This window comes from Diaphorobacter sp. B2A2W2, from assembly GCF_056730635.1.
This window is the reverse complement of the sequence record NZ_JBWZOR010000002.1, coordinates 470,785-495,127: the sequence shown is the minus strand read 5'-3', so window position 1 is coordinate 495,127 and position 24,343 is coordinate 470,785. Positions and strand designations below refer to the sequence as shown.

26 protein-coding genes, 1 tRNA gene and 2 pseudogenes are annotated in these 24,343 nt (G+C 66.7%); 14 read left to right on the top strand and 15 right to left on the bottom strand.

Features of this window, described 5'->3' with window-relative positions; all coding sequences use genetic code 11:
• Positions 1-52: 52 nt before the first annotated feature.
• A complete protein-coding gene (gene cysM, locus AC1PPL_RS05605) occupies positions 53-958 on the bottom strand; it encodes a cysteine synthase CysM (RefSeq protein ID WP_047350540.1) in 906 nt (301 codons plus the stop codon).
• A gap of 43 nt (positions 959-1,001) precedes the next feature.
• Here cysM and AC1PPL_RS05600 point away from each other — a divergent pair.
• From AC1PPL_RS05600 to AC1PPL_RS05585, 4 genes and pseudogenes are all read left to right on the top strand, one after another.
• Positions 1,002-1,086: transfer RNA gene (locus tag AC1PPL_RS05600), tRNA-Leu, on the top strand.
• Positions 1,087-1,513: 427 nt separating this feature from the next.
• The gene (locus AC1PPL_RS05595; protein ID WP_041839047.1) at positions 1,514-1,729 is read left to right on the top strand and encodes a hypothetical protein; all 216 of its coding nucleotides are present in this window, start codon (positions 1,514-1,516) and stop codon (positions 1,727-1,729) included.
• Between the two features lie 23 nt (positions 1,730-1,752).
• A complete protein-coding gene (gene infA / locus AC1PPL_RS05590) occupies positions 1,753-2,013 on the top strand; it encodes a translation initiation factor IF-1 (protein WP_011806104.1) in 261 nt (86 codons plus the stop codon).
• Between the two features lie 76 nt (positions 2,014-2,089).
• Positions 2,090-2,389, top strand: a pseudogene (locus AC1PPL_RS05585) (RNA recognition motif domain-containing protein); the annotation flags it as partial.
• A gap of 257 nt (positions 2,390-2,646) precedes the next feature.
• Here AC1PPL_RS05585 and AC1PPL_RS05580 read toward each other — a convergent pair.
• The 9 genes from AC1PPL_RS05580 to AC1PPL_RS05540 all read right to left on the bottom strand — a co-directional run bounded on the left by AC1PPL_RS05580 (position 2,647) and on the right by AC1PPL_RS05540 (position 11,499).
• A complete protein-coding gene (locus tag AC1PPL_RS05580) occupies positions 2,647-3,135 on the bottom strand; it encodes a nuclear transport factor 2 family protein (RefSeq protein WP_287985863.1) in 489 nt (162 codons plus the stop codon).
• 3 nt (positions 3,136-3,138) lie between these two features.
• Entirely contained in the window at positions 3,139-3,921 is a 783-nt protein-coding gene (locus AC1PPL_RS05575) for an SDR family NAD(P)-dependent oxidoreductase (protein WP_123676017.1), read from the bottom strand.
• 11 nt (positions 3,922-3,932) lie between these two features.
• Complete coding sequence (locus AC1PPL_RS05570; RefSeq protein ID WP_123676016.1) at positions 3,933-4,469, bottom strand: DUF3833 domain-containing protein; 537 nt, start codon at positions 4,467-4,469, stop codon at positions 3,933-3,935.
• A complete protein-coding gene (locus AC1PPL_RS05565; RefSeq protein WP_479972856.1) occupies positions 4,466-5,785 on the bottom strand; it encodes an MFS transporter in 1,320 nt (439 codons plus the stop codon). The genes AC1PPL_RS05570 and AC1PPL_RS05565 overlap by 4 nt, the downstream gene beginning before the upstream one ends.
• Positions 5,782-6,378, bottom strand: a complete 597-nt coding sequence (locus AC1PPL_RS05560; protein ID WP_103738831.1) for a chalcone isomerase family protein — start codon at positions 6,376-6,378, stop codon at positions 5,782-5,784. Before AC1PPL_RS05560 ends, AC1PPL_RS05565 begins: the two co-directional genes overlap by 4 nt.
• Before the next feature lie 27 nt (positions 6,379-6,405).
• Positions 6,406-8,082, bottom strand: a complete 1,677-nt coding sequence (locus AC1PPL_RS05555) for a methyl-accepting chemotaxis protein (RefSeq protein WP_479972855.1) — start codon at positions 8,080-8,082, stop codon at positions 6,406-6,408.
• 74 nt (positions 8,083-8,156) lie between these two features.
• Complete coding sequence (locus AC1PPL_RS05550; RefSeq protein ID WP_287803173.1) at positions 8,157-9,377, bottom strand: SAM-dependent methyltransferase; 1,221 nt, start codon at positions 9,375-9,377, stop codon at positions 8,157-8,159.
• Between the two features lie 2 nt (positions 9,378-9,379).
• Positions 9,380-10,198: a DUF1365 domain-containing protein gene (locus AC1PPL_RS05545; protein ID WP_479972854.1), complete on the bottom strand. Its 819-nt coding sequence runs from the start codon at positions 10,196-10,198 to the stop codon at positions 9,380-9,382.
• A complete protein-coding gene (locus tag AC1PPL_RS05540; RefSeq protein WP_479972853.1) occupies positions 10,195-11,499 on the bottom strand; it encodes an NAD(P)/FAD-dependent oxidoreductase in 1,305 nt (434 codons plus the stop codon). The genes AC1PPL_RS05545 and AC1PPL_RS05540 overlap by 4 nt, the downstream gene beginning before the upstream one ends.
• Positions 11,500-11,667: 168 nt before the next feature.
• Between AC1PPL_RS05540 and AC1PPL_RS05535 the strand changes: the two genes are divergently transcribed.
• Together AC1PPL_RS05535 and AC1PPL_RS05530 are read left to right on the top strand one after the other, a co-directional pair.
• Complete coding sequence (locus AC1PPL_RS05535) at positions 11,668-12,618, top strand: MerR family transcriptional regulator (protein WP_479972852.1); 951 nt, start codon at positions 11,668-11,670, stop codon at positions 12,616-12,618.
• A 25-nt stretch (positions 12,619-12,643) separates the two neighbouring features.
• Positions 12,644-13,252, top strand: coding sequence for a lipocalin family protein (locus AC1PPL_RS05530; RefSeq protein WP_479972851.1), 609 nt, complete (start codon positions 12,644-12,646; stop codon positions 13,250-13,252).
• Between the two features lie 129 nt (positions 13,253-13,381).
• On the opposite strand, the gene AC1PPL_RS05525 is transcribed toward AC1PPL_RS05530, so the two are convergent.
• From AC1PPL_RS05525 to AC1PPL_RS05515, 3 genes are all read right to left on the bottom strand, one after another.
• Entirely contained in the window at positions 13,382-13,711 is a 330-nt protein-coding gene (locus AC1PPL_RS05525) for a hypothetical protein (RefSeq protein WP_123676009.1), read from the bottom strand.
• Between the two features lie 123 nt (positions 13,712-13,834).
• Positions 13,835-13,969, bottom strand: a complete 135-nt coding sequence (locus AC1PPL_RS05520) for a hypothetical protein (protein WP_255580449.1) — start codon at positions 13,967-13,969, stop codon at positions 13,835-13,837.
• A gap of 613 nt (positions 13,970-14,582) precedes the next feature.
• A complete protein-coding gene (locus AC1PPL_RS05515) occupies positions 14,583-14,810 on the bottom strand; it encodes a hypothetical protein (RefSeq protein WP_123676008.1) in 228 nt (75 codons plus the stop codon).
• A gap of 225 nt (positions 14,811-15,035) precedes the next feature.
• On the opposite strand from AC1PPL_RS05515, the gene AC1PPL_RS05510 reads away from it, so the two are divergent.
• On the top strand, positions 15,036-15,410 hold the full coding sequence (locus AC1PPL_RS05510) for a CidA/LrgA family protein (RefSeq protein WP_011806119.1): 375 nt from the start codon (positions 15,036-15,038) through the stop codon (positions 15,408-15,410).
• Positions 15,407-16,132: an LrgB family protein gene (locus tag AC1PPL_RS05505; RefSeq protein ID WP_123676006.1), complete on the top strand. Its 726-nt coding sequence runs from the start codon at positions 15,407-15,409 to the stop codon at positions 16,130-16,132. Before AC1PPL_RS05510 ends, AC1PPL_RS05505 begins: the two co-directional genes overlap by 4 nt.
• A 21-nt stretch (positions 16,133-16,153) precedes the next feature.
• Here the strand turns inward: AC1PPL_RS05505 and AC1PPL_RS05500 are convergent, their stop codons facing one another.
• Entirely contained in the window at positions 16,154-17,107 is a 954-nt protein-coding gene (locus tag AC1PPL_RS05500; protein ID WP_011806121.1) for a LysR substrate-binding domain-containing protein, read from the bottom strand.
• A 163-nt stretch (positions 17,108-17,270) separates the two neighbouring features.
• Here AC1PPL_RS05500 and AC1PPL_RS05495 point away from each other — a divergent pair, with 163 nt between their 5' ends.
• The 6 genes and pseudogenes from AC1PPL_RS05495 (at position 17,271) to AC1PPL_RS05470 (ending at position 23,354) form a co-directional block, all read left to right on the top strand.
• The gene (locus tag AC1PPL_RS05495) at positions 17,271-18,467 is read left to right on the top strand and encodes an acyl-CoA dehydrogenase (protein WP_015913800.1); all 1,197 of its coding nucleotides are present in this window, start codon (positions 17,271-17,273) and stop codon (positions 18,465-18,467) included.
• A 152-nt stretch (positions 18,468-18,619) separates the two neighbouring features.
• Entirely contained in the window at positions 18,620-19,876 is a 1,257-nt protein-coding gene (locus AC1PPL_RS05490) for a CaiB/BaiF CoA transferase family protein (protein ID WP_015913801.1), read from the top strand.
• 90 nt (positions 19,877-19,966) lie between these two features.
• Positions 19,967-20,935, top strand: coding sequence for a tripartite tricarboxylate transporter substrate binding protein BugE (locus AC1PPL_RS05485; RefSeq protein ID WP_015913802.1), 969 nt, complete (start codon positions 19,967-19,969; stop codon positions 20,933-20,935).
• A 134-nt stretch (positions 20,936-21,069) separates the two neighbouring features.
• Positions 21,070-21,850 (top strand): annotated as a pseudogene (locus tag AC1PPL_RS05480) (methyl-accepting chemotaxis protein); the annotation flags it as partial.
• A gap of 247 nt (positions 21,851-22,097) precedes the next feature.
• On the top strand, positions 22,098-22,697 hold the full coding sequence (locus tag AC1PPL_RS05475; protein WP_479972850.1) for a hypothetical protein: 600 nt from the start codon (positions 22,098-22,100) through the stop codon (positions 22,695-22,697).
• Positions 22,698-22,706: 9 nt separating this feature from the next.
• A complete protein-coding gene (locus AC1PPL_RS05470; protein ID WP_011806126.1) occupies positions 22,707-23,354 on the top strand; it encodes a DUF4124 domain-containing protein in 648 nt (215 codons plus the stop codon).
• Here AC1PPL_RS05470 and AC1PPL_RS05465 read toward each other — a convergent pair.
• A complete protein-coding gene (locus AC1PPL_RS05465; RefSeq protein ID WP_088886362.1) occupies positions 23,351-24,307 on the bottom strand; it encodes an SDR family oxidoreductase in 957 nt (318 codons plus the stop codon). The genes AC1PPL_RS05470 and AC1PPL_RS05465 overlap by 4 nt on opposite strands.
• Positions 24,308-24,343 lie beyond the last annotated feature (36 nt).

Genomic DNA, 24,343 nt, shown 5'->3' with positions numbered 1-24,343 from the left:
CTTGACTACCGGGCGCCAGCGGCCTTATTGATGCCCACTGTGATCTTCACGTTCACGCAGGGAAGACGCCGGTGGAGAGGTAGCGGTCGCCCCGGTCGCACACCACGAAAACGATGGTGGCGTTTTCCTCGCGTTGCGCGATCTGCTGCGCCACCCAGCAGGCGCCGGCTGCGGAGATGCCGGCAAAGATGCCCTCTTCGCGCGCCAGGCGCCGTGCCATGTCCTCGGCATCGTCCTGGCTCACCAGCACCAATTCGTCCACCAACTGGGGCTCGTAAATCTTGGGCAGGTATTCCTCGGGCCACTTGCGAATGCCCGGGATACGCGAGCCTTCCTGCGGCTGCGCACCCACGATGCGCACCGCGGGGTTCTTCTCGCGCAGGAAGCGCGCGACGCCCGTGATGGTGCCCGTGGTGCCCATGGCGCTCACGAAATGGGTGATGCGCCCCTCGGTCTGCTCCCACAGTTCGGGGCCGGTGGTCTCGTAGTGGATGCGGGGGTTGTCTGGGTTGGCAAACTGGTCCAGCACCACGCCCTTACCCTGCGCCACCATCTGGTCGGCCAGGTCCCGCGCGTATTCCATCCCCCCGCTCTTGGGCGTGAGAACCAGCTCCGCGCCGAAGGCCTTCATGGTCTGCGCGCGCTCCACGGACAGATCCTCCGGCATGATCAGCACCATGCGGTAGCCCTTGATGGCCGCAGCCATCGCCAGGGCGATACCGGTGTTGCCCGACGTCGCCTCGATCAGCGTATCGCCGGGTTTGATCTCGCCGCGCTCTTCGGCCCGGCGGATCATCGACAGTGCCGGCCTATCCTTCACCGAACCCGCCGGGTTATTGCCTTCCAGCTTGCCCAGAATGACATTGCCGCGTGCCGCGTTGTCCTGTGCACCGATGCGCTGCAGTGCGACCAGCGGCGTGTGTCCGATCGCGTCTTCAATGGTGGGGTAGGTCTTCATACCGCGTTACTGTGCCATAATTTGTGACTTCGCTTTCGCGCCTGCCCGGGTGGTGAAATTGGTAGACGCAGGGGACTCAAAATCCCCCGCCGCAAGGCGTGCCGGTTCGATTCCGGCCCCGGGCACCACATACAAGGCCGCACAGTTCCGAGAACGTGCGGCCTTTCTTTTTTCCTCCGAAACCCTCGATAGCGTCGTGCGCAAAGGTGCGAGGGACTGTGCAGCAATCCGGGGCCCTAAGACGCCTGCTGGCCGGTATCGGGCACATCCACAAGAATTAAGTTTGCTTTTTTCATTTCGGCGAGTAATAATCCGCCAACGCGCTACCCACTGCTTGCTTCGATAGCGCCTGCCTGACAGCATCCTGGCTGATGCGCCTTGCGCCGCACTTCTTGCAAAGTGTCGGCCGTCACTCTCCAAAGCAGCAAGCTCATCGCAGACCTTCAACCTCTTACAGGGTCTGCCCCGCCTTTCCTGCGCCGACGCGCGGCAGGTCTTTTCCCCTCTTTTCTCTCCTGGATGGTCGCCTTCGCGATTACATCCTGTCTGTTTGCAATGCTTGAAAAACAAAACGCCGAGCGCGTGGGCAACTACGTTGTCACGCCGCTGACCAAAACCACCAATGTCGGTGTTACTGCTTCGGTTTCCATACGCCGGGGAATGTACGACCGCATCTTCCGCTTTCTCCCAAGCTTCCCCTGCGATGCACAAGCAGTCCAGTACGCCTTGGCGCAAGGGCGCCGCATGGTGCTACACAACCAATTGGGCTGATCCTGCTATTGACGGAGGTACCCGTGGCCAAAGAAGAGTTGATTGAAATGCAGGGCAAGGTCGATGAAGTTCTGCCTGACGCCCGTTACCGCGTCACGCTTGACAACGGGCATCAGCTCATCGCGTATACCGGGGGCAAGATGCGTAAGTTCCGCATCCGCATTCTGGCCGGTGACCTGGTGACCCTGGAGATGTCTCCGTACGACCTCAACAAGGGTCGAGTGACATTTCGGCATATCGAGAACCGCACGCGCACCACCCCTCCAGCGCGCCGGCGCCATTGATTTTGGTTCCCCCACTCATTTCCTCTGGGATGCGCTTACAAGCCGTCCCTTCATTTCCCGAAAGAAAGACACTGACATGAACAACCGACTGTACGTGGGCAACTTGGCCTATTCCGTGCGTGATGAATCGCTGCACCAGCAGTTTTCCCAATTTGGTTCCGTCACCTCCGCCAAGGTGATGATGGAGCGCGATACAGGCCGGTCCAAGGGCTTCGGCTTTGTAGAAATGGGCAGCGATTCCGAGGCACAGGATGCCATTAACGGTCTGAACGGCCGTTCTGTCGATGGACGTGCACTGGCGGTCAACGTCGCACGTCCCATGGAAGCTCGCCCAAGTTTTGGCGGCGGCGCAGACCGTGGTGGCTACCGCGGTGGCCGCTACTGATAGGGCCTTGCCGCGGCAATTGCCTTAGAGTGCTCCGGACCAACCGGGTGAGTCCGTGTTTTGGACGCTGACCACCTCCCACAGAGCCCTCCGCCGCGTCTTATGCCGTTAACGAGATGGTCGCCCCATCTCCTTCTTGGCCTCGAACACCCCGATGACGAAAGTCGTCGGGGTGTTCCTCTTTGTGGTGGGGGGGTTATCGTGGCTTCATGGACGTTCATCGGCATGAACCTCTTCCCTTCTCCACCTTAACGGTCGCTAGGGGGTGAACAGCGATGGGGGTGCGGCAGGGGTGCCGCGCCAGCCTTGCGCAGCCAGCGCATCAGAGCTCCCAAAACAGGCAATTTTTCATACAGCTCTTCAGCCGGGTCCCAGTAATCGCGGTGCAGTGTCACGCGGCCTTGGGCATCAAAATGCACCAGGGTCGCGCCGTGGATGCATTGAGGCACCTGTGCCCGCCAGCGCTTCAGGCGGAAGTGGAACTCCCATTGCAAAAAGGCCCGGTCGTCCTGCACCAGCCGCTGGGTGACGATAAAGCGCGGCTGCTCCAGGCTCTCGAACATGTGGGCAAAGATGGCACGGATGGCGGGCACGCCGTGCACATCATTGAAGGGGTCCTTGAACCGTGCGTCAAGCGCGTAGTAGTCCTCCAGTAGGGGCAACTGCGCGGGGGTTAGCTGCTCGTAGAGCTGGACCAGCCGGGCGACGCAAGCGTGGGTGTCTATAGGTGGGTGCATGCGTCACAGCCCGGTCATACGGTGGACCAGCGGAAAGTACCAGCGGTACGGCAGCACGCGCAGCAGCTTGAGCCACAGCGTGAAGCGGCGTGGAAAATGCAGTTCAAACGCGCCCCTCCCCCAACCACGCAGTATGGCCTGGGCCGCCTGCTCCGGCGTGAGCAGCGCGGGCATGTTGAAGTCGTTCTGGCGCGTCAGGGGCGTATCGACAAAGCCGGGGTTCACCACGCTCACGCCCACGCCCTGCGGGCGCAGGTCAAGGAACAGCGTCTCGGCCAGGTTGATGAGGGCCGCCTTGGTCGGTCCATAGGCCAAGCTCTGCGGCAGACCGCGCCAGCCTGCAACACTGGCCACCAGACTCAAGTGAGGTACGCGTCCCGCCTGGGCAGATGCCAGGAGTCCCGGGACCACGGCGGCGAGCACATGCAGCGCGCCCGTCAGGTTGACCTGCTGATGGCGCAGCAGCTCGGGCAGCGCCAGCGTGTCGGCACGCATGGGGGTGTAGTGGCCGGCGCAGTAGCACACCAGGTCCAGTGGTGACTCGGTCTGCAGGCGCGCGGCAACGTCCAGGACCGCCTGGGCATCGGTCACATCCAGCACCACTGCTTGGCTGCCAGGGTGTTCGTGCGCAAACGCCGCCAGCAGCGCCTGCTGGCGTGCCGACACGATCACCTGCGCGCCCTGTGCGTGCAATTGCGCTGCGACGGCCCGGCCAATACCGCTGGAGGCGCCCACCAGCCACACGCGCTTGCCGCGCCAGTCAGTGATCGCGGGGTTCAAAGGCACAGTGCGGCTCCTTATGTCTTGGTGAACGACAGCAATACCTCGCCCAGGGTGACGCCGAACTTGCGCATCGTGGCCCGATTGAGCATCACCCGGTCATCGACCAGGAACATCCAGTCGTCGAACTGCACTTCATACTCCTTGCCGTCCACCGGCAGGCGCAGCGTGTAGTTCCAGCGGAAGGCATTGCCCGCGGTCTGGCCCTGGGCCTCACCCACCACATCGTCAGCGGTCCCGGTGTAGCGCCCATCAGCATGCTTGGTCAGGCGCCAGATACGGCGCTGGGTGCTGCCGTCCGAATAGGTGAAAGCCTCGTCCAGCACGCCTTGATGGCCCTCCCAGTGGCAATCCATCACCACGGTAAAGCGGCGCACCACCTCGCCGCCTCGCTGCTGAAAAATACCGTGGGCCAGGATGCGGCCGTTGAAGTAGCGGTCCAGCTGCAGCTGTGGACGCTCCTGGGCATAGTCGGTCACCTGGGGGCTGGCACAGCCGGTCAACACGGCAGTGCCCGCGAGCAAGGCCAGCAAGGCGTGGCGGCGGGTGTTCATGGGGAAACTCCTTGGTCATGCAACGGCGGGGATGGACGAATCAGCAGGCGGTACAGCAAACCTGCCGCCAGAAGCTTGAGGGCGCAAGGCAGCAGCGCGTAGGCCCAAGCGAGGCGCTGCAGCGCGTGGGCATCCTGGATGCCGGGGCTGTAGCCGAGCCACTGCAGCAACGGCAGCGCCGCGCCCGCGGCCAGGGCCAGATTCAGTTTGGTGGCCAGGTTCCACCATCCCAGGTACGCCCCTTCGCTGCGCCCCTGAGCCCCCTGGCGTTCCACCAAGCGCGCCAGCAAAGCCCCGGGCAAGGCCAGATCCGCCCCCAAGGCGATGCCGGACAACGCACAAATCCACGCAAAGGTCGCAATCTGCCCGCTGCCCAGGAGCGTCGTCCAGCCAAAACAGGCCACCGCCAGCAGCATGCCGCCCAGCCAGGCGCGCTCCAGCCCCCAGCGGCGCACCGCGCGCAGCCACCCTGGCATGGACAGCGCCCCGCTGACAAAGTACAGCACCAGAAACAAGGCAATCTGCGCCTGCGTGGCCTGCAGCCGGTCCTGGGCAAAAAACAGCATCAACGCCGCCGGAACTGCGCTGGCAATGCCGTTGCACAAAAACACCGCCAGCAGGCGACGAAAGGCCGGCTGGCGCAAGGGTTGCCAGACCGTGGCCCAGGCAAAGGCAGCAGGCAAGTCCTGCTGCGCAGGCGCTGCAGGGCGTGGGGCGTGCCACAGGGCCAGCCACCCGGCCAGCAAGCTCAGCGCGAACACCACCAGCATGGGCCCGGCGCCCCAGGCCACCGACAACGCACTGGCCGTGACCACGCCGATCAGCCCCGGACCTTCGCGCCAGGCCACGACATGGCTGCGCTGCAGCGCGTCGCCGCCCAGACGCACGCCCCAGGCCTGGTGCGCAATCACCAACTGGCTGTGCGCCAGGCAGGTCACCAACAACCCCGCCACCATCCACGCCGCCAACGCCTGCGGTCCTTGCACCGCGGGAAAGAACAGCCCCGACAACCCCAGGACCTGCACCAAGGCCGAGCCCCCCGCTACCCACAAGACCGCACGCAGCGGGCCTTGGTACAGGCGGTCGCTCAAGCGCCCCAGCAGGGGCTCGGCGGCCGCATCCAGCAGACGCACCAGCATCAGCAAAGCACCCACACTGGCCAACGGCAAAGCCAATTCCGTGGCGTAGTAATGCGGTAACACCACATACAGCGGCAAGGCCACAAAGGCCAGCGGCAGACCGAGCAGGCCATAGGCCGGCCCGGACCACCAACGGGGCAGCGGAACCGCACGCGCAGGGGTAGCCAGCGGAGTCATGGGGCCGCTCCGCCGGGGGTGCGGGCCAGCAAGGCACTGCGCAGACCCGGCTCCGAGGTCTGCGGTGACAACCAGATGCCAAAGAACAGGCGCGCCAGCTCCGCATCGTCAATCGCGGCCAACTCCTGGCTGCCACGCCACAGACGCATGCCTTGGCCCGGCTGGTACAGGCCGGTGAGCCGCTCGCCTGGCTGCACGTCGGGAATCACGGCCGCCAGGCGCTGCTGCCAGCGCTCGGCCTGTTCAGAAGGCACGCTGGCCTGGCGCTGCATTTCCTCTACCGAGCGCCGGGCAATGGCCGCACCGGTGAAGCCACGGTGGTAGGTCAACTCCAGCGCCAGCGGGTGCGCACCAAAGCGGCTGGCGTCAAAACCAGGCGTGACCCACAGCCGTGCGTCGTAGATGCGCAAGCCCAAAAACCGCATCTGCCCTTCCCCCGCCAGGGTGGCCCCCATGAGGGATTGCCGCACCCAGGCCGGGGCAGCGCCACCGTCCTGTCCGGTCGTGGGATTGGCCGAAGCCACCGCCAACGCCAAGGCCGCACCGCCTGCAAGAGCCCAGCGCTTCAAGGATGAAATTCGGCTCCAGGGCATATGGGTCAAGCGCTAGCCGCTATCGTTTTAATATGCAACAGAAGCTGCGACGTCGCCCCGGAGCCGCAAGGCAGAGGGTGCAGCAGTCACCATGGGGGAAGTGCGGCGCACCACCGACATCGGTGCACCACCGCCTGCGTCCTGCGCCAAGCGGAACACACTGACGGCCTCGGCCAGTTGCGCAGCCTGCTGCTTCAGGGTTTGTGCAGCCGCGGCGCTTTGCTCCACCATGGCCGCGTTTTGCTGGGTGGCCTGGTCGAGATGGGTCACGGCGTTGCCCACCTGGGCGATACCGTCGGTCTGCTCGGCGGTGGCGGTGCTGATTTCCGCAATCAGGCCCGCCACGCGCTGGGCCTGTTCCACGATGTCGGTCATGGTGGCTCCTGCATCGCCCACCAGGCGCGCGCCCTCCTCCACCTTGGCCACACTGCCGTCGATCAGTCCTTTGATCTCCTTGGCAGCGTCGGCGCTGCGCTGCGCCAGCGCCCGCACTTCGCCGGCCACCACGGCAAAGCCGCGGCCCTGCTCACCGGCGCGCGCAGCCTCCACGGCGGCGTTGAGCGCCAAAATGTTGGTCTGAAACGCAATCGAGTCGATCACGCCGATGATGTCGGCCATCTTGTGGCTGCTGGCCGTGATCTCCTCCATGGTGCTGACCACTTGGGCCACCACCGCGCCGCCCTTGTGGGCCGCCTGGCTGGCGGAGGCCGCGACCTGGGTGGCCTGGCGGGCCGAGTCGGCGTTGTTCCTCACCGAAGCGGTCATCTGCTCCATGGACGCGGCGGCCTGCTGCAGGTTCGCGGCCTGCTCTTCGGTGCGCTGCAGCAGCCCGGCGTTGCCGCCGGCAATCTCTTCAGAACCCACGGTGACGGCGTTCGACGCCTGGCGCACCTGGCCTACCACGCGCGCCAGACTGGCCTGCATCGCCCCCAGCGATGCCAGCACACTCCCCGGCTGCGCCTGGGCAGCGCCCGTCACCGGCCGCAGGTTGCCCTGCGCCACGAGGCTGGCCACGTCGGCCAGCGCTGCGGGTTCGGCCCCGAGCTGACGCACGATGCTGCGCGCCACGCTCCAAGCCACCGCCACGCTGAGCACCAACGCCAGCAGCAGCGCCGAGAACATCACGCCGAGGAAGCTGCCCGCCTCGTCCATGGCGCCCTGGTTGGTCGCCTGGATGCGCGCTTCCTTGAAGTCGATGAGCTTGTTGATGGTTGCAAGCCACTGCACGTATTGCGGCTTGGCCTGCGTCCACAGGGTTTGTGCCGCAGCGGCGTCGCCCGCCTGCACCTGGGCAATGATGGCCTGAGTGGTGGCCACGGCCTTGGATTCAGCGCTGCGAATATCGGCATACAGCTGCCCCAGTTCAGGGGCCGCGCCTTTGCGGGTGATGAGCTTTTCCAGCGGCGCAGCCGACTGGGCGTAAAAGTCCGCCAGCGCAGCGATGGTGGCGATCTCCCGGTCGCGCTCGGCGGGGGACGGACTCAGCACCACGTCGCGCACGGCGATGGAGCGGTCATGGGCCGAACCACGGAAGTTGATGGCGTAGCGCTGCACCTGCACGTGGATGTCGTTGTTGGTTCGCAGCGCCTGGTCAATGCGGTTCACCTTCACCAGGGCGATGCCCGTCAGCACCACCAAAAGGACCAGGATCAATCCGAACCCCGCGTACAAGCGGGCGGCGACCGTCATTCGAGATAAGAACATGATGATTTTCTTGTTGAAAAAAGGGGGCCGTACGGGGCCATGAAAAGCGGGGATCGTTGCCCGTGAGGGGCGCTTCAGTCCTTCACCAGCGTGTACTGCACGACGTCGATGCTGCGTGCGTCGAATGCGGCCTCGCAGTACGCCAGATAGAACTCCCAGGTGCGCTGGAAAGACGCATCAAATCCCTGGGCCTGTACCTGGGCTCGCTGCTGGACGAAGCGTTGGTGCCAGCGGCGCAGGGTTTCCGCGTAGTCGCGGCCGAAGGCAAACTCCTCCACCACCCGCAGCCCCGCGCCCTGTGCGGCGGCGCGAAAACGCGATGGGCTGGGAAGACACCCCCCTGGGAAGATGTACTGCTGGATGAAATCGGTACCCCGCACATAGCGGTCGAACAGCGCGTCGTCGATCACGATGCTCTGCACGCAGGCGCGCCCGCCCGACTTGAGCAGGCGCGCCATGGCGCCAAAGTAACTAGGCCAATAAGCCTGCCCCACGGCCTCGACCATTTCGATGGAACAGATGGCATCGAACGGGCCTTCCTGGATATCACGGTAGTCCTGCAGCCGTAAATCCACCTGGGCGGCCAGGCCCGCGGCCTGCATGCGCGCCTGGCCCCAGGCCAGTTGCTCGGTGGACAGCGTCACCCCTGTCACCTGCGCCCGGAACTCGCCAGCGGCCATCTCTGCCAGGGCACCCCAGCCACAACCGATTTCCAGCACCCGGTGGCCGGGCTGCACGCCCGCGCTGTGCAGGGCGCGGCGTACTTTGGCGTGCTGCGCCTGGGTGAGGTCTCCCCCCAGGTTGCCCTCAAACCATGCACTGGAGTAATTCATGCTCGGGTCCAGCCACAGCGTGTAGAAGGCGTTGCCCAGGTCGTAGTGCGCGTGGATGTTGCGCCGGCTCCCGGCACGGGTGTTGCGATTGAGCAGGTGACGCAGACGGTACGCAAGCCGCCCCCACCAGCCGCCATAGACCAGAGACTCCAGCGCATCGCGGTTGTCCATCAGCAGCCGCAACAAGTCGGCCAGGTGGGACGTACTCCAATCCTGGGCGATGTAGCTCTCCGCCAGGCCAATATCACCCGAGCGCAGGACGGCTCCAAACACCTTCCAGTTGTGCAGGCGCATGCTGGCATGCGGGTGTTGGCCGCTACCCAATTGCACGACGTTGCCGTCGGGCAGCTCCAGATGGAGCGTGCCACGCTGCAGGCGCTGCAACAGTCGCAGTCCATGGCGTGCCGCGGCAGGCATGTCAGGCAAGGGGAGCGCGGACGGCGAGACAGTGGTGGTGTTCATGGTCAGGTGCTCGGCGAGGAAGATCGGGTCACGGGGCGTACAGGCGGCGTGGGTTTGGAATGCAAGGGCGCACGCTTGATCCACAGCAGCAGTGCATGCCAGTGGATGCGCGCAATGACGCCCCACGTCAGAAACGGGTAGTGCCACAGCGCCCGGCGGCGGCTGCTGGCGTCCAAGGGTTGCAGGCGCCCTGCCACGCCGGTGAGCACCAGCGGGCCCTGGGCATCGTCAAAGTCGATGCGCACGCGCGTGGACTCAAGCCCCTGTGTGCCACTGCGCTTGAATTCAAAGCGGTAGCCGCCTTCCACCGGGCAAAACGGCGACACATGGAAAACCTTGCGCGCGCGTAATTCCTCGCCGTACCTTGGTGTGTCGAGCAGGTAGGCATGGCGCTCGCCGAAAGTGTTGTTCACTTCGGCCACGATGGCGCGCAGGCTGCCGTCACGGCGGTGGCAGTACCAGAAACTCACCGGCTTGAAGCTGTAGCCCAGGATGCGCGGATAGCAGTGCAGCCAGATCTCACCCTGCGCATCGGTAATGCCTTCGCCGCGTAGCAGCTCTTCCAGCCAGGCCAATGCCCCCCCGGCTTGCGGGCTGCGGCCATCACCGTGGTCGGCATCGCGAAACGCCAGAGCACCCGGCCGGTTCAGCGCCAACACGCCCGCGGCCTGCGGCTGCGCGCGCAGCGTGCGCATGGGCAGCAGCAGAAAGAAGGTCGGGACGATGAAACGGTGACGGCGCGGGCGCAGCCGGGTGTGCCACACATGACCGAAGCCGATGTGCGGCCGGTTGCCGGTGACCGCGGTGACTGGAAGGTTCATGCGGCCTCCCGCTGACGCAACTGCTCCAGCAGCAGATCGGCGGCGCGGTAGCCCGACTGCAGGCCGTCTTCATGAAAGCCATACCCCGTCCAAGCACCGCAGTACCACGTGCGCTGCACGCCCTGCAATTGCGGAACCTGGTCCTGGGCGGCAATGGCGGCCAGATCGAACACGGGGTGGTCGTAGTCGAATTCGGCCAACACCTTCTCCGCCGCAATCGAACGCGTCGGATTGAGAGAGACCAGCACGGGGTCGGCAAAAGGCAAAGGCTGCAAGCGATTCAGCCAGTAATGCAGGCACACGCGCGCCGATTCACGTTCCTTGCTGGCCGCGCGCTCGTAATTCCACGCGGCCCAGGCGCTGCGCCGCTGCGGCATCACATGCGCGTCGGTATGCAGCACCGCGCGATTGGGCTGGTAGCGGATGGCACCCAGCACCTGGGTTTCCTGCTCTGTCGGCTGCGCCAGCAGGCGCAGGGCCTGGTCGCTGTGCACCGCCAGCACCACGGCGTCGAAGCGCTCGCTTTGCCCCCCTGCATGCACCTGCACGCCAGCGGCATCGCGCACGATGCGGTCCACGGGCGTGGCCAGTCGCGCATCAAGCCCCCGCAGCAGTTGGTGCACGTACTGGCGTGCGCCACCCGCCACCGTGAACCACTGCGGGCGGTTGCTCACCTGAATCAGCCCGTGGTTGTGGCAGAAACGGATCATGGTGGCCACGGGAAAGCGCAGCATCTGGTCGGTGGGGCAACTCCAGATGCAGCCCAGCATGGGCAGGAAATACCAGTCGCGGAACGCTGTGCCAAAGCCATGCCGCGCCAGAAACTCGCTCAGGGGCTGGGCCAGCGCGGCCTCTTCGCCCGACTCCGCCAGGGTGGTGCACAGCTGATTGAAACGCAGCAGCTCGCGCAGCATGCCCCAGAAACGCGGACGCAGCAGGTTGCGGCGCTGGGCAAACACGGTTGCCAGGTTGGCACCGCTCCACTCCAGCGTCCCCGTGCCCATTGCGCCGGCGCCAGGCACCTGCACCGAGAACGACATGTCCGAGCGCGCGGTGGGTACCCGCAGCTCGTCAAACAAGGCAATCAGCCCGGGATAGGTCCGTTCGTTGAAGACCAGAAAGCCGGTGTCGACGCCATGCGTTACCAATTCCCCCGCCGCGTCCGGCAGGCACACGTCCACCGTGTGGGTGTGGCCGCCGAAGTAATGCCCCGCCTCGAAGACCGTGACACGGGCCTGCGCCCGCAGGCGGTGGGCTGCGACCAAACCTGAAATTCCCGAACCAATGATGGCGATTTTCATGATCACTCCAACCCTCGGCGAAATACCAGAGGTAGCGCTGTGCGCAGACAATGGGCGTAATGTAGTGGACAAAACTAATTTTGTCCTAGACAATTTCGCCAATCCCCACAGTTTGTCCATGACTTTCAATACCCTCCTGAGGCCTGTACGCCGCATAAAGGTTGGCGCATGAGCACGCCAGACCATCCCGAGAGCGCAGGTTTGCCCATCGCGGCCGTGGAGCGCGAAACCGGCGTAGCCAAGGACACCTTGCGCGTATGGGAAAAACGCTATGGCTTCCCGCGACCCTTGCGCGACGGGGCGGGGGACCGCCTGTATCCGAGCGAGCAGGTGCAACGACTGAAACTGATTCGCCGCCTGCTCGACACAGGGGCCAGGCCCGGCAAGGTGGTGGGCTTGGACAGTGCAGAACTGCTGTCCTTGCTGAACCAGAGACCTTCATCCCCCAGTTCAGTTTTGTCCAAGACAAACTTTCAGGCGTTCTCCTCACCTGCGACCCTTGCTCCGCTTCTTAAGGCCATCGGAGCGCACGATCCGCAAGCCCTGCGGCATGCCCTGAGTCACGCGCAGCTGCGCATGGGGCTCGCTCCGTTCGTCACCGACCTGGTGGCTCCGCTGACCACGGCCGTGGGCGAGGCCTGGGTGCAAGGGCGCTTCGAGGTCTTCGAGGAACACCTCTTCACCGAGGTCATCACCGGGGTTCTGCGCAACGCCATTGCTTCCCTAGCGCCGCTGCCCATACCGCAAGGTCCCAAGGTCCTGCTCACCACGCTACCCCAGGAATTGCATAGCCTAGGGTTGCTCATGGTTGAAGCACTGCTGGCACTGGAGGGCTGTACCTGTGTTTCGTTGGGTACGCAAACACCCGTGGGCGACGTGGCCCAAGCCGCCGTGGCCCATCGGGCGGATGTGGTGGCTTTGAGTTTCAGCAATGTGCATAACGGGACAGTCGTTCACGCCAGCCTGCGTGAGTTGCGGGCCCAGTTGTCTCCCACCACCGCGTTGTGGGTCGGCGGCTCGTGCACCGCTCTGTACCAAAAGCCCCTGGAAGGGATCACTCCCGTCCAGCACCTGACGGGGCTTCAACCCTTGGTGGCGCAATGGCGCCACACACACTGATCCACCACTTGGTCAAGGACATCACATGTACCTGCTCTCGGCTTTTCTATTTTCTGTGCGGCGCGCAGTCATCCCGTCCTGCCGCGCAGGCCTATGGGCGCTGTGGATGGCGGGCGTCGCCGTAATGGCCGGCTGTGCAAACACCAGCCCCCCGCCGGGCGTAGAAGCGGTCACGCCATTCGATCTACAGCGCTATCAGGGGCGCTGGTATGAGCTGGCCCGGCTCGACCACTCATTCGAGCGCGGCATGACGGATGTGTCCGCCACCTACACCCCCCAGGCGGACGGCAGCGTGCGCGTGGTCAACCGCGGCTTTGCCGCCGCATCGGGCCAATGGCGCGAAGCCGTTGGCAAGGCGCTGTTCACGGGTGCCCCCACCACCGGATCGCTCAAGGTGTCCTTCTTCGGCCCGTTCTACGGCGGCTACCACGTCGCGGCGCTTGACCCTGACTACCGCTGGGCGCTGGTGTTGGGGCCTGATACCAGCTACTGCTGGATTCTGGCGCGCGACAAACAACTGGACGCTGCGCAGCGCGATGCCATCGTGGCTCGCGCCCAGGCGTTGGGGGTGGATACGCACGCTCTCATCTGGGTCACGCACAAGCGCCAGGATCCTGCGCACCCGCCCCATTGACTGCATGTACCAGCGAGCAGCGGGAAAAGAAGCCTACGTGGGATCGAAAACGCGCTCAGTGGCGTGCGGCTTTCTTTGACCCCCGTTCGTAGCCGGTCAGTCGTGCGGCAATGCGCGTGCCCGCATCGTTTACTGCGCCGCGGGCGCGCCCCCGGCAGGTGCGCCCATGCCTTCGCGACCCGGGGTGGTAGGCGTGTCGCCGCGCTGGGGCGCTGAGGGCTGGGGGGGATCCACCGACGGCCCGGCCATTCCGGCGGACCCTTGGGTGGCTGCGGGAGCCCCTTCGCCAGGCGCGCTCAAGCGATCCTTTGGAGCGCGCAAGTTGAATACGACAACGGCTACCAGCGCGATCAGGGCGGTGACAAGGGCGATGCGAATGGCGCGCTTGTCGTCGCGCTGGCTCGGTGGGGTGGTGCCCGGGGATGGTGCAGCGCCCGGACGGTTGGGGGTGCGGTTCATGGTGAAGCTCCTGTGTTAATGAAGCACCACGTTAGGAACGCAGGGGCACGGCCACTGTCAGACGAATGCCCCGTTCGAACGTCCCGTTCAACAGCGCAAAAAGACCAACGGTCTGTCCCGGTGCTACCACGGCGCCCACAGGAACAGCAGCATCACCGCCACGGCGATGAGCAGCAGTGTCACAGTCCTGGAGGTGGCCACGCGGTTGCGGCCTGAAGAATGGGGTACTTCGCCTGAGGCGGGTTTGGTAGGTGGCATGTCACGCTCCGATAGTTGCGGTCCACCATAAGCGCCTGGCGGGGCCTGCCTTGTAAGACAGCCACCCGCGCAAGTGCGCGTACCGCCCGTACGTACCGCCATTCAGCCCAGACGCGGAGGCGTGTCAGCGGGCTCCGGGGGTGGAGCGGGCACATCCGGCTCCACGGGGGGATCGGCCGGTTGGCGGTGAGCGAGAGCGGTGCGGTGAATCATGTCAGCCATCTCCGGGTCGGTGGCATACCGCGCCAGAGGCAGCGGCAGGACGATGTGCCTGCCGCCCGCGCCTCGGCAATCGAGTACGCGGGGCCCCGTGAGGACTGGCCAGCACGGGACGCTGCCAAAGGGCAAAGCTTACGGGTGTTAGCCACATGCCGCCGGGCGGCGATAAGAGGACGCCACCCTTGCCATGCATGCGGCCACAGCGTTCGACCCAGACCGGACGCCAGGGCTCCCGCAATGGGAGCCGAGAAGCTCGGCCCGCGCCGCCTGGGCATGGCAGCAAAACTGCGATGCGCACCCGTCGGGTGTTTGCCGCGGTGGCCGTAAGGTACCTTCGCCCGCACGGGACGCCGTGTAGGACGGAGGCGAATCCGCCCCGCAGCGGTGACCCGGCTCAGTTGTTTTGGCGCTTGATGAGCTGGCGGCCTAAGTCGGTGATGTGGAACTCGCCCCCGGGCGTCTTGCCGATATAGGCCCAATCCAGCAGGCGCCCGGACAGATGGTGCTTGAGCGCGTCGGGCACGCTGATGGCCTGGCCCATTTCGAGCTGCTTCAGCGTGGCGATCTCATCCACGGTAGGTTCAAACGTGGGTGCGTGGTACAGGGGCTGGGCGGTAGCCATGGCAAGTCCTCCTGGTGCAGTGGTGCGGCGACCGTTACGTTGCACCGGAGAGTGCTTCGCCGGGCGACCGCTGCACACCAGGGTATTGCGGATGGCCGTTGCGCGCAACCGGCGGAGCCCCCGACCTCCCGCAAAGAGGCGGCATCACCCCAGCGCCAGCGCGGGGCGGTGGGTATCAGGGATGATCATGGTCTTTGCGCCTGCGCGCCGCCCTGCCCGCCTTCAATGCTTTACGCCCTGACCGCCCTCTTCATCCTTCAGTTGCTGGGAGAACTTCTGGTCCAGCTCCTGGGTCTGCCCCTGCCTGGCGCTCTCGCAGGCATGTTGCTGCTGCTGGCGGCGCTGCTGGCATACGGGCGCGTCCCGCAGGCGCTGGAGAGCACCGCGGGCAGCCTGCTGCAGAACATGATGCTGCTGTTCATCCCGGCGATCGCCGGGGTCATGCTGCACTTTGACCGCATCGCGCGCGAATGGCTGCCGTTCCTTGTGGCCGGCATCGTGGGGGCGGCCATCACGCTGGTGGTGACGGCCTGGACGCTGCGCTGGCTGCTGCGCGACAGCGCCGACGCACGCCCGCGCGAGCAGGAGCAGGCCCCGTGAGCGCGTCTCTCCCCGGGCTGGCCGCATGGCTCACGGCGTCGCCCCTGCCCTGGCTGGCGCTGACGCTGGCGGCCTACACGCTGACGCTGGCGCTGTATCGGCGCAGCGGCGCACACCCGCTGCTGATCCCACCACTGACGGCGACGGCGCTCGTCGTGGCGGTGCTGCTGCTCACGGGCACGCCCTACGCCACCTACCGCGAGGGCACGCAACTGCTGAGCTTTCTCATCGGCCCCGCCACGGTGGCGTTGGCCGTGCCGCTGTTCGCGCAGCGCGAGCGCATTCGCCAGCTCTGGCGCCCGATCAGCGTGGCGCTGCTCGTGGGCTGCACGGTGGCGATCGTCTCCGCCCTGCTGCTGGCCTGGGCGCTGGGCGCATCGTATGAGACGCTGATGGCGCTCGCACCCAAATCCGCCACCATGCCGATCGCGCTGCCCGTGGCGGAGCGCATCGGCGGCGCGCCATCGCTGGCAGCGGTGGCCGTGGCCATCACGGGCATTGCGGGGGCGGTGCTGGCGGGGCCGCTGCTGCGCCTGCTGCGCGTGCACGACCCGGCCGTGCGCGGCTTTGCCATCGGCCTCACGGCCCATGCCATCGGCACGGCGCGCGAACTGCAGGTGCATCCCACGGCCGGTGCCTTCGCCGCGCTGGCGATGGGCCTGAACGGTGTGGCCACTGCCGTGCTGGTGCCGGTATGCGTCGCGTTGATGGGTGGACGCTGATCGACAGATGCTGAAGAGCGGCTACGCCAGCGGCCCAGCCACAGCCATGTCCTGCAGCCAGCCAGCGAACGCGGCCAGCACCGGCGGCTGGGGCTGCGCGGGGCTCACGAGGTAGTAACCCCGCTCGCCACGCAACGGACGCGGGCAGGCCACCACCAGCTCGCCCCGGGCGATCTCGGCCTCGATCAGCATGGGCGGCATCAGCGCAATCCCCAGGCCGTGGGCCGCCGCGGCGGCTGTCATGGAGAACAGTTCATAGCGCGGCCCTTCCAGCGCGCGCGGCGCATCCGGCACGCCCATGGCATCGAACCACTGTCGCCAGCCATAGGGCCGGGTGCTTTGCTGCAGTAGCGGCAGCCGCGCCAGCGCCGGTGGCGGCAGGCCCTGGTGTGCACGGCCCGTGCCGCGCGGCATGCCCAGTTGCTGCGCCGCCGTCTCCAGCAGGCGCGGGCTGCACACGGGCACCACGTCCTCCTGCATCAGCAGCTGCGCCTGCACGCCGGGCCAGTTGGCGACCTGCTCGGGCGTGCCCGCGTACAGCGCCGCGTCGAAGGCCGTATCGGTGAACAGGAAGGGCCGGGTCTGCGTCTCGATGTGCACCACGATCTCGGGGTGGCGCGCGGCCAGCAGCGGCAGGCGCGGGATCAGCCAGCGCGTGGCAAAGGTGGCCACGGCCGCGAGCGAAATGGCGCCGCCATGCCCCTGGTGGGCCATGACGTCGAGCGTGTCGCGCTCCAGCCCCTGCAGCCAGCGCGCCACCTGCTGCCCGTAATGCCGCCCAGCGGGGGTGAGCACCACCCCGTGGCGCGTGCGGCGAAAGAGTTGCACGCCGAGTTGCTCCTCCAGCGCCAGGATTTGGCGCGACACCGCGCTTTGCGTCAGCGCCAGTTCCTGCGCGGCGCGGGTATAGCTCTCGTGCCGCGCAGCAGCTTCAAAGCAGGCCAGCGCCTGGGTGGATGGCAGGTGTCGTCGCATTGCAGCATCTTAGCCAGATATTCTTAAATCAAATATCTGGATGCGAATAACTCGCTTGCCGTCACTTACTCAGAGCCATACGATCACCTTCGTTAACCAAGCAATGCACCTTGTGCATGCTTGGGTCCTACGACCCACCCCGCATTCCAGCACTGGAGACACCATGACCCGCAACGCCTTCCAATGGGACGACCCCTTCCAACTCGACCAGCAGCTCACCGAGGACGAGCGCGCCGTCCGTGACGCCGCGCGCGCCTACTGCCAGGACAAGCTGGCGCCCCGCGTGCTGGACATGTTCCGCCACGAGAAGACCGACGTGACCATCTTCCGCGAGATGGGCGAGCTGGGCCTGCTGGGCCCCACCATCCCCACCGAATACGGCGGCGCCGGCCTGAACTACGTGAGCTACGGCTTGGTGGCGCGCGAGATCGAGCGCGTGGACTCGGGCTACCGCTCCATGGCGTCGGTGCAGTCGTCGCTGGTGATGGTGCCGATCAACGAGTTCGGCTCCGAAGCGCAGAAGCAGAAGTACCTGCCCAAGCTGGCCTCCGGCGAGTTCATCGGCTGCTTCGGCCTGACCGAGCCCGACCACGGCTCCGACCCCGGCAGCATGGCCACGCGCGCCTACAAGGTGGACGGCGGCTATCGCCTCAAGGGCAACAAGATGTGGATCACCAACAGCCCTGTGGCCGACGTGTTCGTGGTCTGGGCCAAGGAAGTGGAGGCATCCGGCACCGTGGGCCAGATCCGCGGCTTCATCCTGGACAAGGGCATGAAGGGCCTGTCCGCCCCCGCCATCCACGGCAAGGTGGGCCTGCGCGCCTCCATCACCGGCGAGATCGTGATGGACGATGTGTTCGTGCCCGAGGAGAACGCCTTCCCCGAAGTGCGCGGGTTGAAGGGCCCGTTCACCTGCCTGAACAGCGCACGCTTCGGCATCGCCTGGGGCGCCATGGGCGCGGCCGAGTTCTGCTGGCACACCGCGCGCCAGTACACGCTGGACCGCAAGCAGTTCGGCCGCCCGCTGGCCGCTAACCAGCTCGTGCAGAAAAAGCTGGCCGACATGCAGACCGAGATCACGCTGGGCCTGCAGGCCGCGCTGCGCGTGGGCCGCATGAAGGACGAGCACCAGAACGTGGTGGAGATCACCTCGCTGATCAAGCGCAACAACTGCGGCAAGGCCCTGGACATCGCCCGCCTGGCGCGCGACATGATGGGCGGCAACGGCATCAGCGACGAGTTCGGCGTGGCACGCCACCTGGTGAACCTGGAGGTGGTCAACACCTACGAGGGCACGCACGACGTGCACGCGCTCATCCTGGGCCGCGCGCAGACGGGCATCGCCGCGTTCGCCAACTGACCCAACGCGGCGCGCGGGCCGCATCAAAGGCCTGTCACGCGCGCTCTCAAAATAGGAGCTTCTCGCGCTTACCCTGCAATCAGTTCAATGGTTTTTATCCTTGAATTGGTGGCACAACAAGCGCGAGCAGCTACGTTTTCAATAGCGATTTCATGAGTGCTTCCACCCCCCGCGGCGCCTTGGACGGTATCAAGGTACTGGATCTTTCGCGCGTGCTTGCCGGTCCCTGGTGCACCCAGATGCTGGCCGATCTGGGCGCCGACGTGGTCAAGGTCGAGCGCCCCCAGGCCGGTGACGACACGCGCCACTGGGGCCCGCCCTTCCTGAAGGACGACGCTGGCCGCGACACGCGCGAGGCCAGCTACTTCACCGCCTGCAACCGCAACAAGCGCAGCATCACCGTGGACATGGCCCATCCCGAGGGCCAGGCGCTGCTGCGCCGCATGGCCGCCGAGGCCGACGTGGTGGTCGAGAATTTCAAGGTGGGGGGCCTCGCGCAATACGGGCTGGACTACGCCAGCCTGAAGGCGCTGAACCCGCGCCTGGTCTACTGCTCCATCACCGGCTTCGGCCAGGACGGGCCGTATGCCGAACGCGCCGGCTATGACCTGATGGTGCAGGCCATGTGCGGCCTGATGAGCATCACCGGCCATGCCGACGGGCAGCCCGGCGGCGGGCCTCTAAAGGTCGGCGTGGCCGTGGTGGACGTGTTCACCGGCCTGTACGCCAGCAACGCCATCCTGGCCGCGCTGAACGCGCGCGACAACGCCCGCAACGGCACCGGCGAAGGGCAGCACATCGACATGGCTTTGCTCGACGTGGGCATGGCCGTGCTGGCCAACCAGGCGGCGGGCTACTTGGCCACCGGGCAGGCGCCCGGACGCGCCGGCAACATCCACCCCAGCCTGGCGCCCTACCAGGACTTTCGCAGCCGCGACGGCAACGTGCTGCTGGCGATCGGCAACGACGGACAGTTCGCGCGCTTTTGCCAGGCGTGCGGCCACCCCGAATGGGCACAGGACGCACGCTTTGCCACCAATACCGCACGCGTGCAGCACCGCGCTGCGCTGCTGGCGCTGATGGAGCCCGTCCTGCAGACCCGCAGCACCGCCGAGTGGATCGCCCTGCTGGAGGACAAGGCCGTACCCTGCGGCCCCATCAACACCATCGCCCAGGCCTTCGACGACCCACAGGTGCGCGCGCGCGGCATCCGCAGGGAGCTGCCCCGCGACGCCGGCGACGGCATCGCCCACGTGGCCACGGTGGCCAACCCCATGCGGCTGTCGGGCACGCCCGTCAGCTACCATCGCGCGCCACCCGCGCTCGGCCAGCACACCGACGAGGTGCTGCGCGAGCTGGGCCTGGATGCTTCGGCCATCGCAGCGCTCAAAGCGGGGGGTGCCATCTGACCCTTTTCCCGCACCGGCCCCGCCGGTGCTTCCTTCCCGCCATCACTGGCACGCCATTGCTTCACCACATCGATAACAGGAGATAAAAGCATGATTCGTCGCAGCGCACTCACCCTGGGCCTGCTGGCCCTGCTCGGCACGGCCGCCCAGGCCCAGTCCGGCTACCCCAACAAGCCCATCCGCCTGCTGGTGCCCTTCGCCGCGGGCGGCACCACCGACCTGATCGCCCGCGTGGTGGCCGAGCCCCTGGGCCGCGAGCTGGGCCAGCCCGTGGTGGTGGAGAACAAGGGCGGCGGCGGCGGCGCCATCGGTGCGGCCGAAACCGCGCGCGCCACGCCGGACGGCTACAACCTGGGCGTGGCCACCGTGTCCACCACGGCCACCAACCCGGCCATCAACCCCAAGATCCCCTACAACGTGTTCACCGACTTCACCCCGGTCGTGAACATCGCCGCCACGCCCAACGTGATTGCGGCCAACCCGCAGTTCGTCGGCAAGGAATACAAGAGCTTCCTGGCCGAAGTCAAGAAGACTCCAGGCAAGTACTCGTTCGGCTCGCCCGGCACTGGCAGCATCGGCCACCTGATGATGGAAATGTTCATGCTGGAGACCGGCACCCAGCTGGTGCACGTGCCCTACCGCGGCTCGGGCCCGGCACTGAACGACGCCGTCGCCGGCCAGATCCCGCTGATCTTCGACAACCTGCCGTCCGCCCTGCCCTTCATCAAGGACAAGCGCCTGACCGCCCTGGTGGTGGCTGCCCCGCAGCGCCTGGCCGTGCTGCCCGACGTGCCCACACTGGCCGAAGTGGGCCTGCCCAACGTGAACCGTATGGCCTATTACGGCATCATCGGACCCAAGGGCCTGCCCAAGGACATCGTGGACAAGGTCAACGCCGCCGTGCACAAGGTGCTGAAGGACCCTGCGGTGCGCAAGCGCATCGAGGACACGGGCTCGCTGATCGTGGCCGACACGCCGGCGAAGTTCGCCCAGGAAATCAAGGCCGAATACACGGCTTACAAAAACGTGGTGGACAAGCAGAAGCTCACCATGGACTGAGCGCACACCGCCTCCACCCTCACCAGCCCCGCCACCCGCGGGGCTTTTTCGTTTGCGCCATGAGTGCAACGGCAGGCCTTCCTGACATGCCCAAGCATTACAGGGCAATTACCTATTGAAACAAAATACAAGAAAGAGTCAACGCGCGCCAGGTGGCACTGGCCAGCACCGAGATCGCCCAGGGCAACAACGACCTGTCGGCCCGCACCGAGCAGCAGGCCGGCGCGCTGGAGGAAACGTCCGCCTCCATGGAGGAGCTGAGCTCCACCGTGCGCCAGAACGCCGACAACGCGCGCCAGGCCAACCAGCTGGCCGCAACGCATCGCAGGTCGCCAGCCAGGGCGGCGAAGTGGTGACCCAGGTCGTCACCACCATGCAGGGCATCAACGAAAGCAGCCACCGCATCGCGGACATCATCGGCGTCATCGACGGCATTGCCTTCCAGAGCAACATCCTGGCGCTGAACGCCGCGGTGGAGGCCGCACGCGCCGGCGAGCAGGGCCGCGGATTCGCCGTGGGGCCGGCGAGGTGCGTGCGCTGGCCCAGCGCTCGGCCGCCGCGGCCAAGGAGATCAAGCAACTGATCCACACCAGCGTGGAGCGGGCGGAGCAGGGGTCCGCACTGGTCGGCCAAGCCGGCGCCACCATGACGGAGGTGGTGACGGCTATCCAGCGGGTGAGCGGCATCGTGGCCGAGATCAGCACCGCCAGCCAGGAGCAAAGCGCCGGGGTGCACCAGGTGAGCGATGCCGTGGCGCAGATGGACCAGGCCACGCAGCAGAACGCCGCACTGGTGGAGGAAAGCGCAGCCGCCGCCGACAGCCTGAAGCTGCAGGCCGAGCAACTGGTGCAGTCCGTGGCCCTGTTCCGCCTGCGCGCCGACGGCTCCGTGCCCGCAGCGCAACAGCGCGGATAGGCAGCGTAGGCGCTCTTGCGCCAGGCGGAATCATCGCGCGCCGCGCGGCCGCCAGGCCCTGCGCTGGCGGCGAAACACCCGGTCACAATGGTGAAGAGGCGGCAAAGCCTGACAAAGCCGGTCCGGTAGGGTCAACCAAAATGGTCCGACGCGCGTCTGACACACAAGAGGTGGCAGCGAGACCACCGCCTTTACCACCACAGCGCCGGCCCGGACCGCCCGGCGTGCTTACCCGGGAGACCTCTCCATGCCTCTTTCGCGTTGGACTTCTGTGCGCATCCTCACCGCCGGCGTGCTCGCCTCGCTGGCTGTCGGCTGCGCCGCTGTGCCGGGTGACCCCTACTACGATGGGGGCGGCTACTATCCCGCGCCATCGTCCATGACGGTGTACGAGCAGCCCGGCGTGATCTATACCGCCCCGCCGTTAGGCTGGCGCGACTACCCCCCGCCGCCTTCCGGCTGGCGTGAAGACGCCTGGCGCGAGCGCCAGTGGCGGGAAGCGCGTGAGCGCCAATGGCGCGAGGCCCAGGAGCGCGAACGCCGTGAGGCGGACCGTCGTCGCGAAGCCGACCGCCGCCGCGATGCGGACCGCCGTGAAGCCGACCGGCGCGAAGCGGAACGCCGCCGCGACGCCGAACGCTGGGAGGCCGAACGCCGCCGCGACTGGGACCAGCGCCGTAAGGAAGACCAACTGCTGCGCCACCCCAACCCCGACGTGGCACGCGAACGGCAACTGCAGTTCGAACGTGACCGCCGCGCGGAGCGCGAAGCCGAGCGGGAGCGACGCAACCAGGCATTCCGGCCCCAGCCCGGCGACCGCCCCAGCCCGCGCCCTGACTGGCGCTGAAGGCCGCCCATGACCCGAGCCCTGCCTGGCTCCCTTGGCACCGTCAGTGCCGCGCTGGCGCTGACGCTGGTTACCTGTCTGCCCCTGCCGTCAATGGCCCAGGTGGTGCGCTGCACCGACCCGGCCACGGGCAAGGTGACTTACACCGATGGCGACTGCGGCCGCGGCCAGTCCGCACGCGAAGTCGAAGCCCGCAAGACCCCCCAGGAAATCCAGCAGGAGCGCGAGCAAGCCGCCGAAGCCCTGGAGCGCAAGCAGGAGCGACAACAATGGGAGCGCCAGCAACAGCGCGACGCCGAGCCCGCGACGCGCGCAGCGCGCCCTCGCGCCACCCCGGCCGATCCATCGCAATCCGTAGACTGCCAGCGCGCACGGCGCAACCTGCAGGAGGTGCTCTCCACCATGGGCCGCGGCATGTACGACGAGCAGGCGCGGCTGGATGCGGCGCAGCGCCAGGCTGACCTCGCCTGCCTGAGTCCGGCGGACTATGCACGCGCGGAGAGCGCGCGCTCCAGCCGCACCGTCTATCCCTCGCCCTACTACGCCCCGCCGGTGGTGGTGGTGCCACCACGGCCCGCGCCGCCGCCGCGGCGCGAAATCACGCACTGCAACGTGTTTCGCTGCTACGACAAGCAGGGCAACACCTACCCCCGCTAAGGGTGCGGTGCCTGCAGCCCTTCGCGCACGGTGGGGTAGCGCAAGCGCAGGCGCAGTTCGCGCGCCATGCGCTTAGTGGTCAACCGCCGCGATTCGCCCATGAAACTCAGCAGCGACAGCGGTAGCTGCTCCTGCGCGGTACTGCGCTGCACGCGCGGCGGACGCGGCAAGCCATAGAGGTCGGCCGCGAAGTCGAAGTAGTCTCCCATCTTGAGCTGGCTGTCGTCTGCCACGTTGTAGATGCGTTGCGCACGAGCGCGCCACAGCGCCAGCATGCAGGCCCGCGCCAGGTCATCCGCATGAATGTGGTTGGTATAGACGTCGTCAGGCTCGGCCAGCACGGGCGTGCCGCGGCGCAGGCGCGCTTCGGGCGTGCCGCCCTCACGGTCAGGGGCGTAGATGCCGGGCACGCGCAGAATGCTCACGGGCACGCCCGCACGACCCAGGTGACGCATGGCGCGCTCGGCATTCACGCGGCGCTGCGCGCGCGGCGTGGCGGGCGCCACGGGCCGCGACTCGGGCACCCATGCCCCCGCGCAGTCGCCATACACGCCACTGGTGGAGGCATACACCAGGGATTGCGGCAGCGTGCGCCGGCGCAGCGCACGCGCCAGCGCCGTGCTACGGGGGTCCAGCCACCAGCGCGGACCAACCTCGCGCTCGCCAGGTGGCGGCGCCAGATGCAGCACCCGCGTGGCCACGCCCGCCAGGCGCGCCAGCGTGGCCGCATCGTCCAGATTGCCCAGCAGCGGCGTAACGCCCGCCCCACGCAACTGCGGCACGCGCGTGGGCGAGGACGTGAGCGCAAGCACGCGCGGGCGGCCACTCCCGCCCTGGGGTCCGTTCAGGCTGCGCACCACGCGCAGCCCCACGTCGCCGCAGCCAATGATGAGCACGCGCTGGCGGCGAAAGCGCGCCGGCAGGGCGCCGAGAGGGTTTTGGATTGAGGGCAAAATCGGTCGGTTTGCTTGAAGACAACTCCAAGGATA

What these genes read in the sequence shown, in the direction of transcription:
- cysM (WP_047350540.1), bottom strand. Translation starts at nt 958, where the DNA reads ATGAAGACCTACCCCACCATTGAAGACGCGATCGGACACACGCCGCTG.
- AC1PPL_RS05595 (WP_041839047.1), top strand. Translation starts at nt 1,514, where the DNA reads ATGCTTGAAAAACAAAACGCCGAGCGCGTGGGCAACTACGTTGTCACG.
- AC1PPL_RS05580 (WP_287985863.1), bottom strand. Translation starts at nt 3,135, where the DNA reads ATGCACCCACCTATAGACACCCACGCTTGCGTCGCCCGGCTGGTCCAG.
- AC1PPL_RS05570 (WP_123676016.1), bottom strand. Translation starts at nt 4,469, where the DNA reads ATGAACACCCGCCGCCACGCCTTGCTGGCCTTGCTCGCGGGCACTGCC.
- AC1PPL_RS05565 (WP_479972856.1), bottom strand. Translation starts at nt 5,785, where the DNA reads ATGACTCCGCTGGCTACCCCTGCGCGTGCGGTTCCGCTGCCCCGTTGG.
- AC1PPL_RS05560 (WP_103738831.1), bottom strand. Translation starts at nt 6,378, where the DNA reads ATGCCCTGGAGCCGAATTTCATCCTTGAAGCGCTGGGCTCTTGCAGGC.
- AC1PPL_RS05555 (WP_479972855.1), bottom strand. Translation starts at nt 8,082, where the DNA reads ATGTTCTTATCTCGAATGACGGTCGCCGCCCGCTTGTACGCGGGGTTC.
- AC1PPL_RS05550 (WP_287803173.1), bottom strand. Translation starts at nt 9,377, where the DNA reads ATGAACACCACCACTGTCTCGCCGTCCGCGCTCCCCTTGCCTGACATG.
- AC1PPL_RS05545 (WP_479972854.1), bottom strand. Translation starts at nt 10,198, where the DNA reads ATGAACCTTCCAGTCACCGCGGTCACCGGCAACCGGCCGCACATCGGC.
- AC1PPL_RS05540 (WP_479972853.1), bottom strand. Translation starts at nt 11,499, where the DNA reads ATGAAAATCGCCATCATTGGTTCGGGAATTTCAGGTTTGGTCGCAGCC.
- AC1PPL_RS05535 (WP_479972852.1), top strand. Translation starts at nt 11,668, where the DNA reads ATGAGCACGCCAGACCATCCCGAGAGCGCAGGTTTGCCCATCGCGGCC.
- AC1PPL_RS05530 (WP_479972851.1), top strand. Translation starts at nt 12,644, where the DNA reads ATGTACCTGCTCTCGGCTTTTCTATTTTCTGTGCGGCGCGCAGTCATC.
- AC1PPL_RS05525 (WP_123676009.1), bottom strand. Translation starts at nt 13,711, where the DNA reads ATGAACCGCACCCCCAACCGTCCGGGCGCTGCACCATCCCCGGGCACC.
- AC1PPL_RS05520 (WP_255580449.1), bottom strand. Translation starts at nt 13,969, where the DNA reads ATGCCACCTACCAAACCCGCCTCAGGCGAAGTACCCCATTCTTCAGGC.
- AC1PPL_RS05515 (WP_123676008.1), bottom strand. Translation starts at nt 14,810, where the DNA reads ATGGCTACCGCCCAGCCCCTGTACCACGCACCCACGTTTGAACCTACC.
- AC1PPL_RS05510 (WP_011806119.1), top strand. Translation starts at nt 15,036, where the DNA reads ATGCTTTACGCCCTGACCGCCCTCTTCATCCTTCAGTTGCTGGGAGAA.
- AC1PPL_RS05500 (WP_011806121.1), bottom strand. Translation starts at nt 17,107, where the DNA reads ATGCGACGACACCTGCCATCCACCCAGGCGCTGGCCTGCTTTGAAGCT.
- AC1PPL_RS05495 (WP_015913800.1), top strand. Translation starts at nt 17,271, where the DNA reads ATGACCCGCAACGCCTTCCAATGGGACGACCCCTTCCAACTCGACCAG.
- AC1PPL_RS05490 (WP_015913801.1), top strand. Translation starts at nt 18,620, where the DNA reads ATGAGTGCTTCCACCCCCCGCGGCGCCTTGGACGGTATCAAGGTACTG.
- AC1PPL_RS05485 (WP_015913802.1), top strand. Translation starts at nt 19,967, where the DNA reads ATGATTCGTCGCAGCGCACTCACCCTGGGCCTGCTGGCCCTGCTCGGC.
- AC1PPL_RS05475 (WP_479972850.1), top strand. Translation starts at nt 22,098, where the DNA reads ATGCCTCTTTCGCGTTGGACTTCTGTGCGCATCCTCACCGCCGGCGTG.
- AC1PPL_RS05470 (WP_011806126.1), top strand. Translation starts at nt 22,707, where the DNA reads ATGACCCGAGCCCTGCCTGGCTCCCTTGGCACCGTCAGTGCCGCGCTG.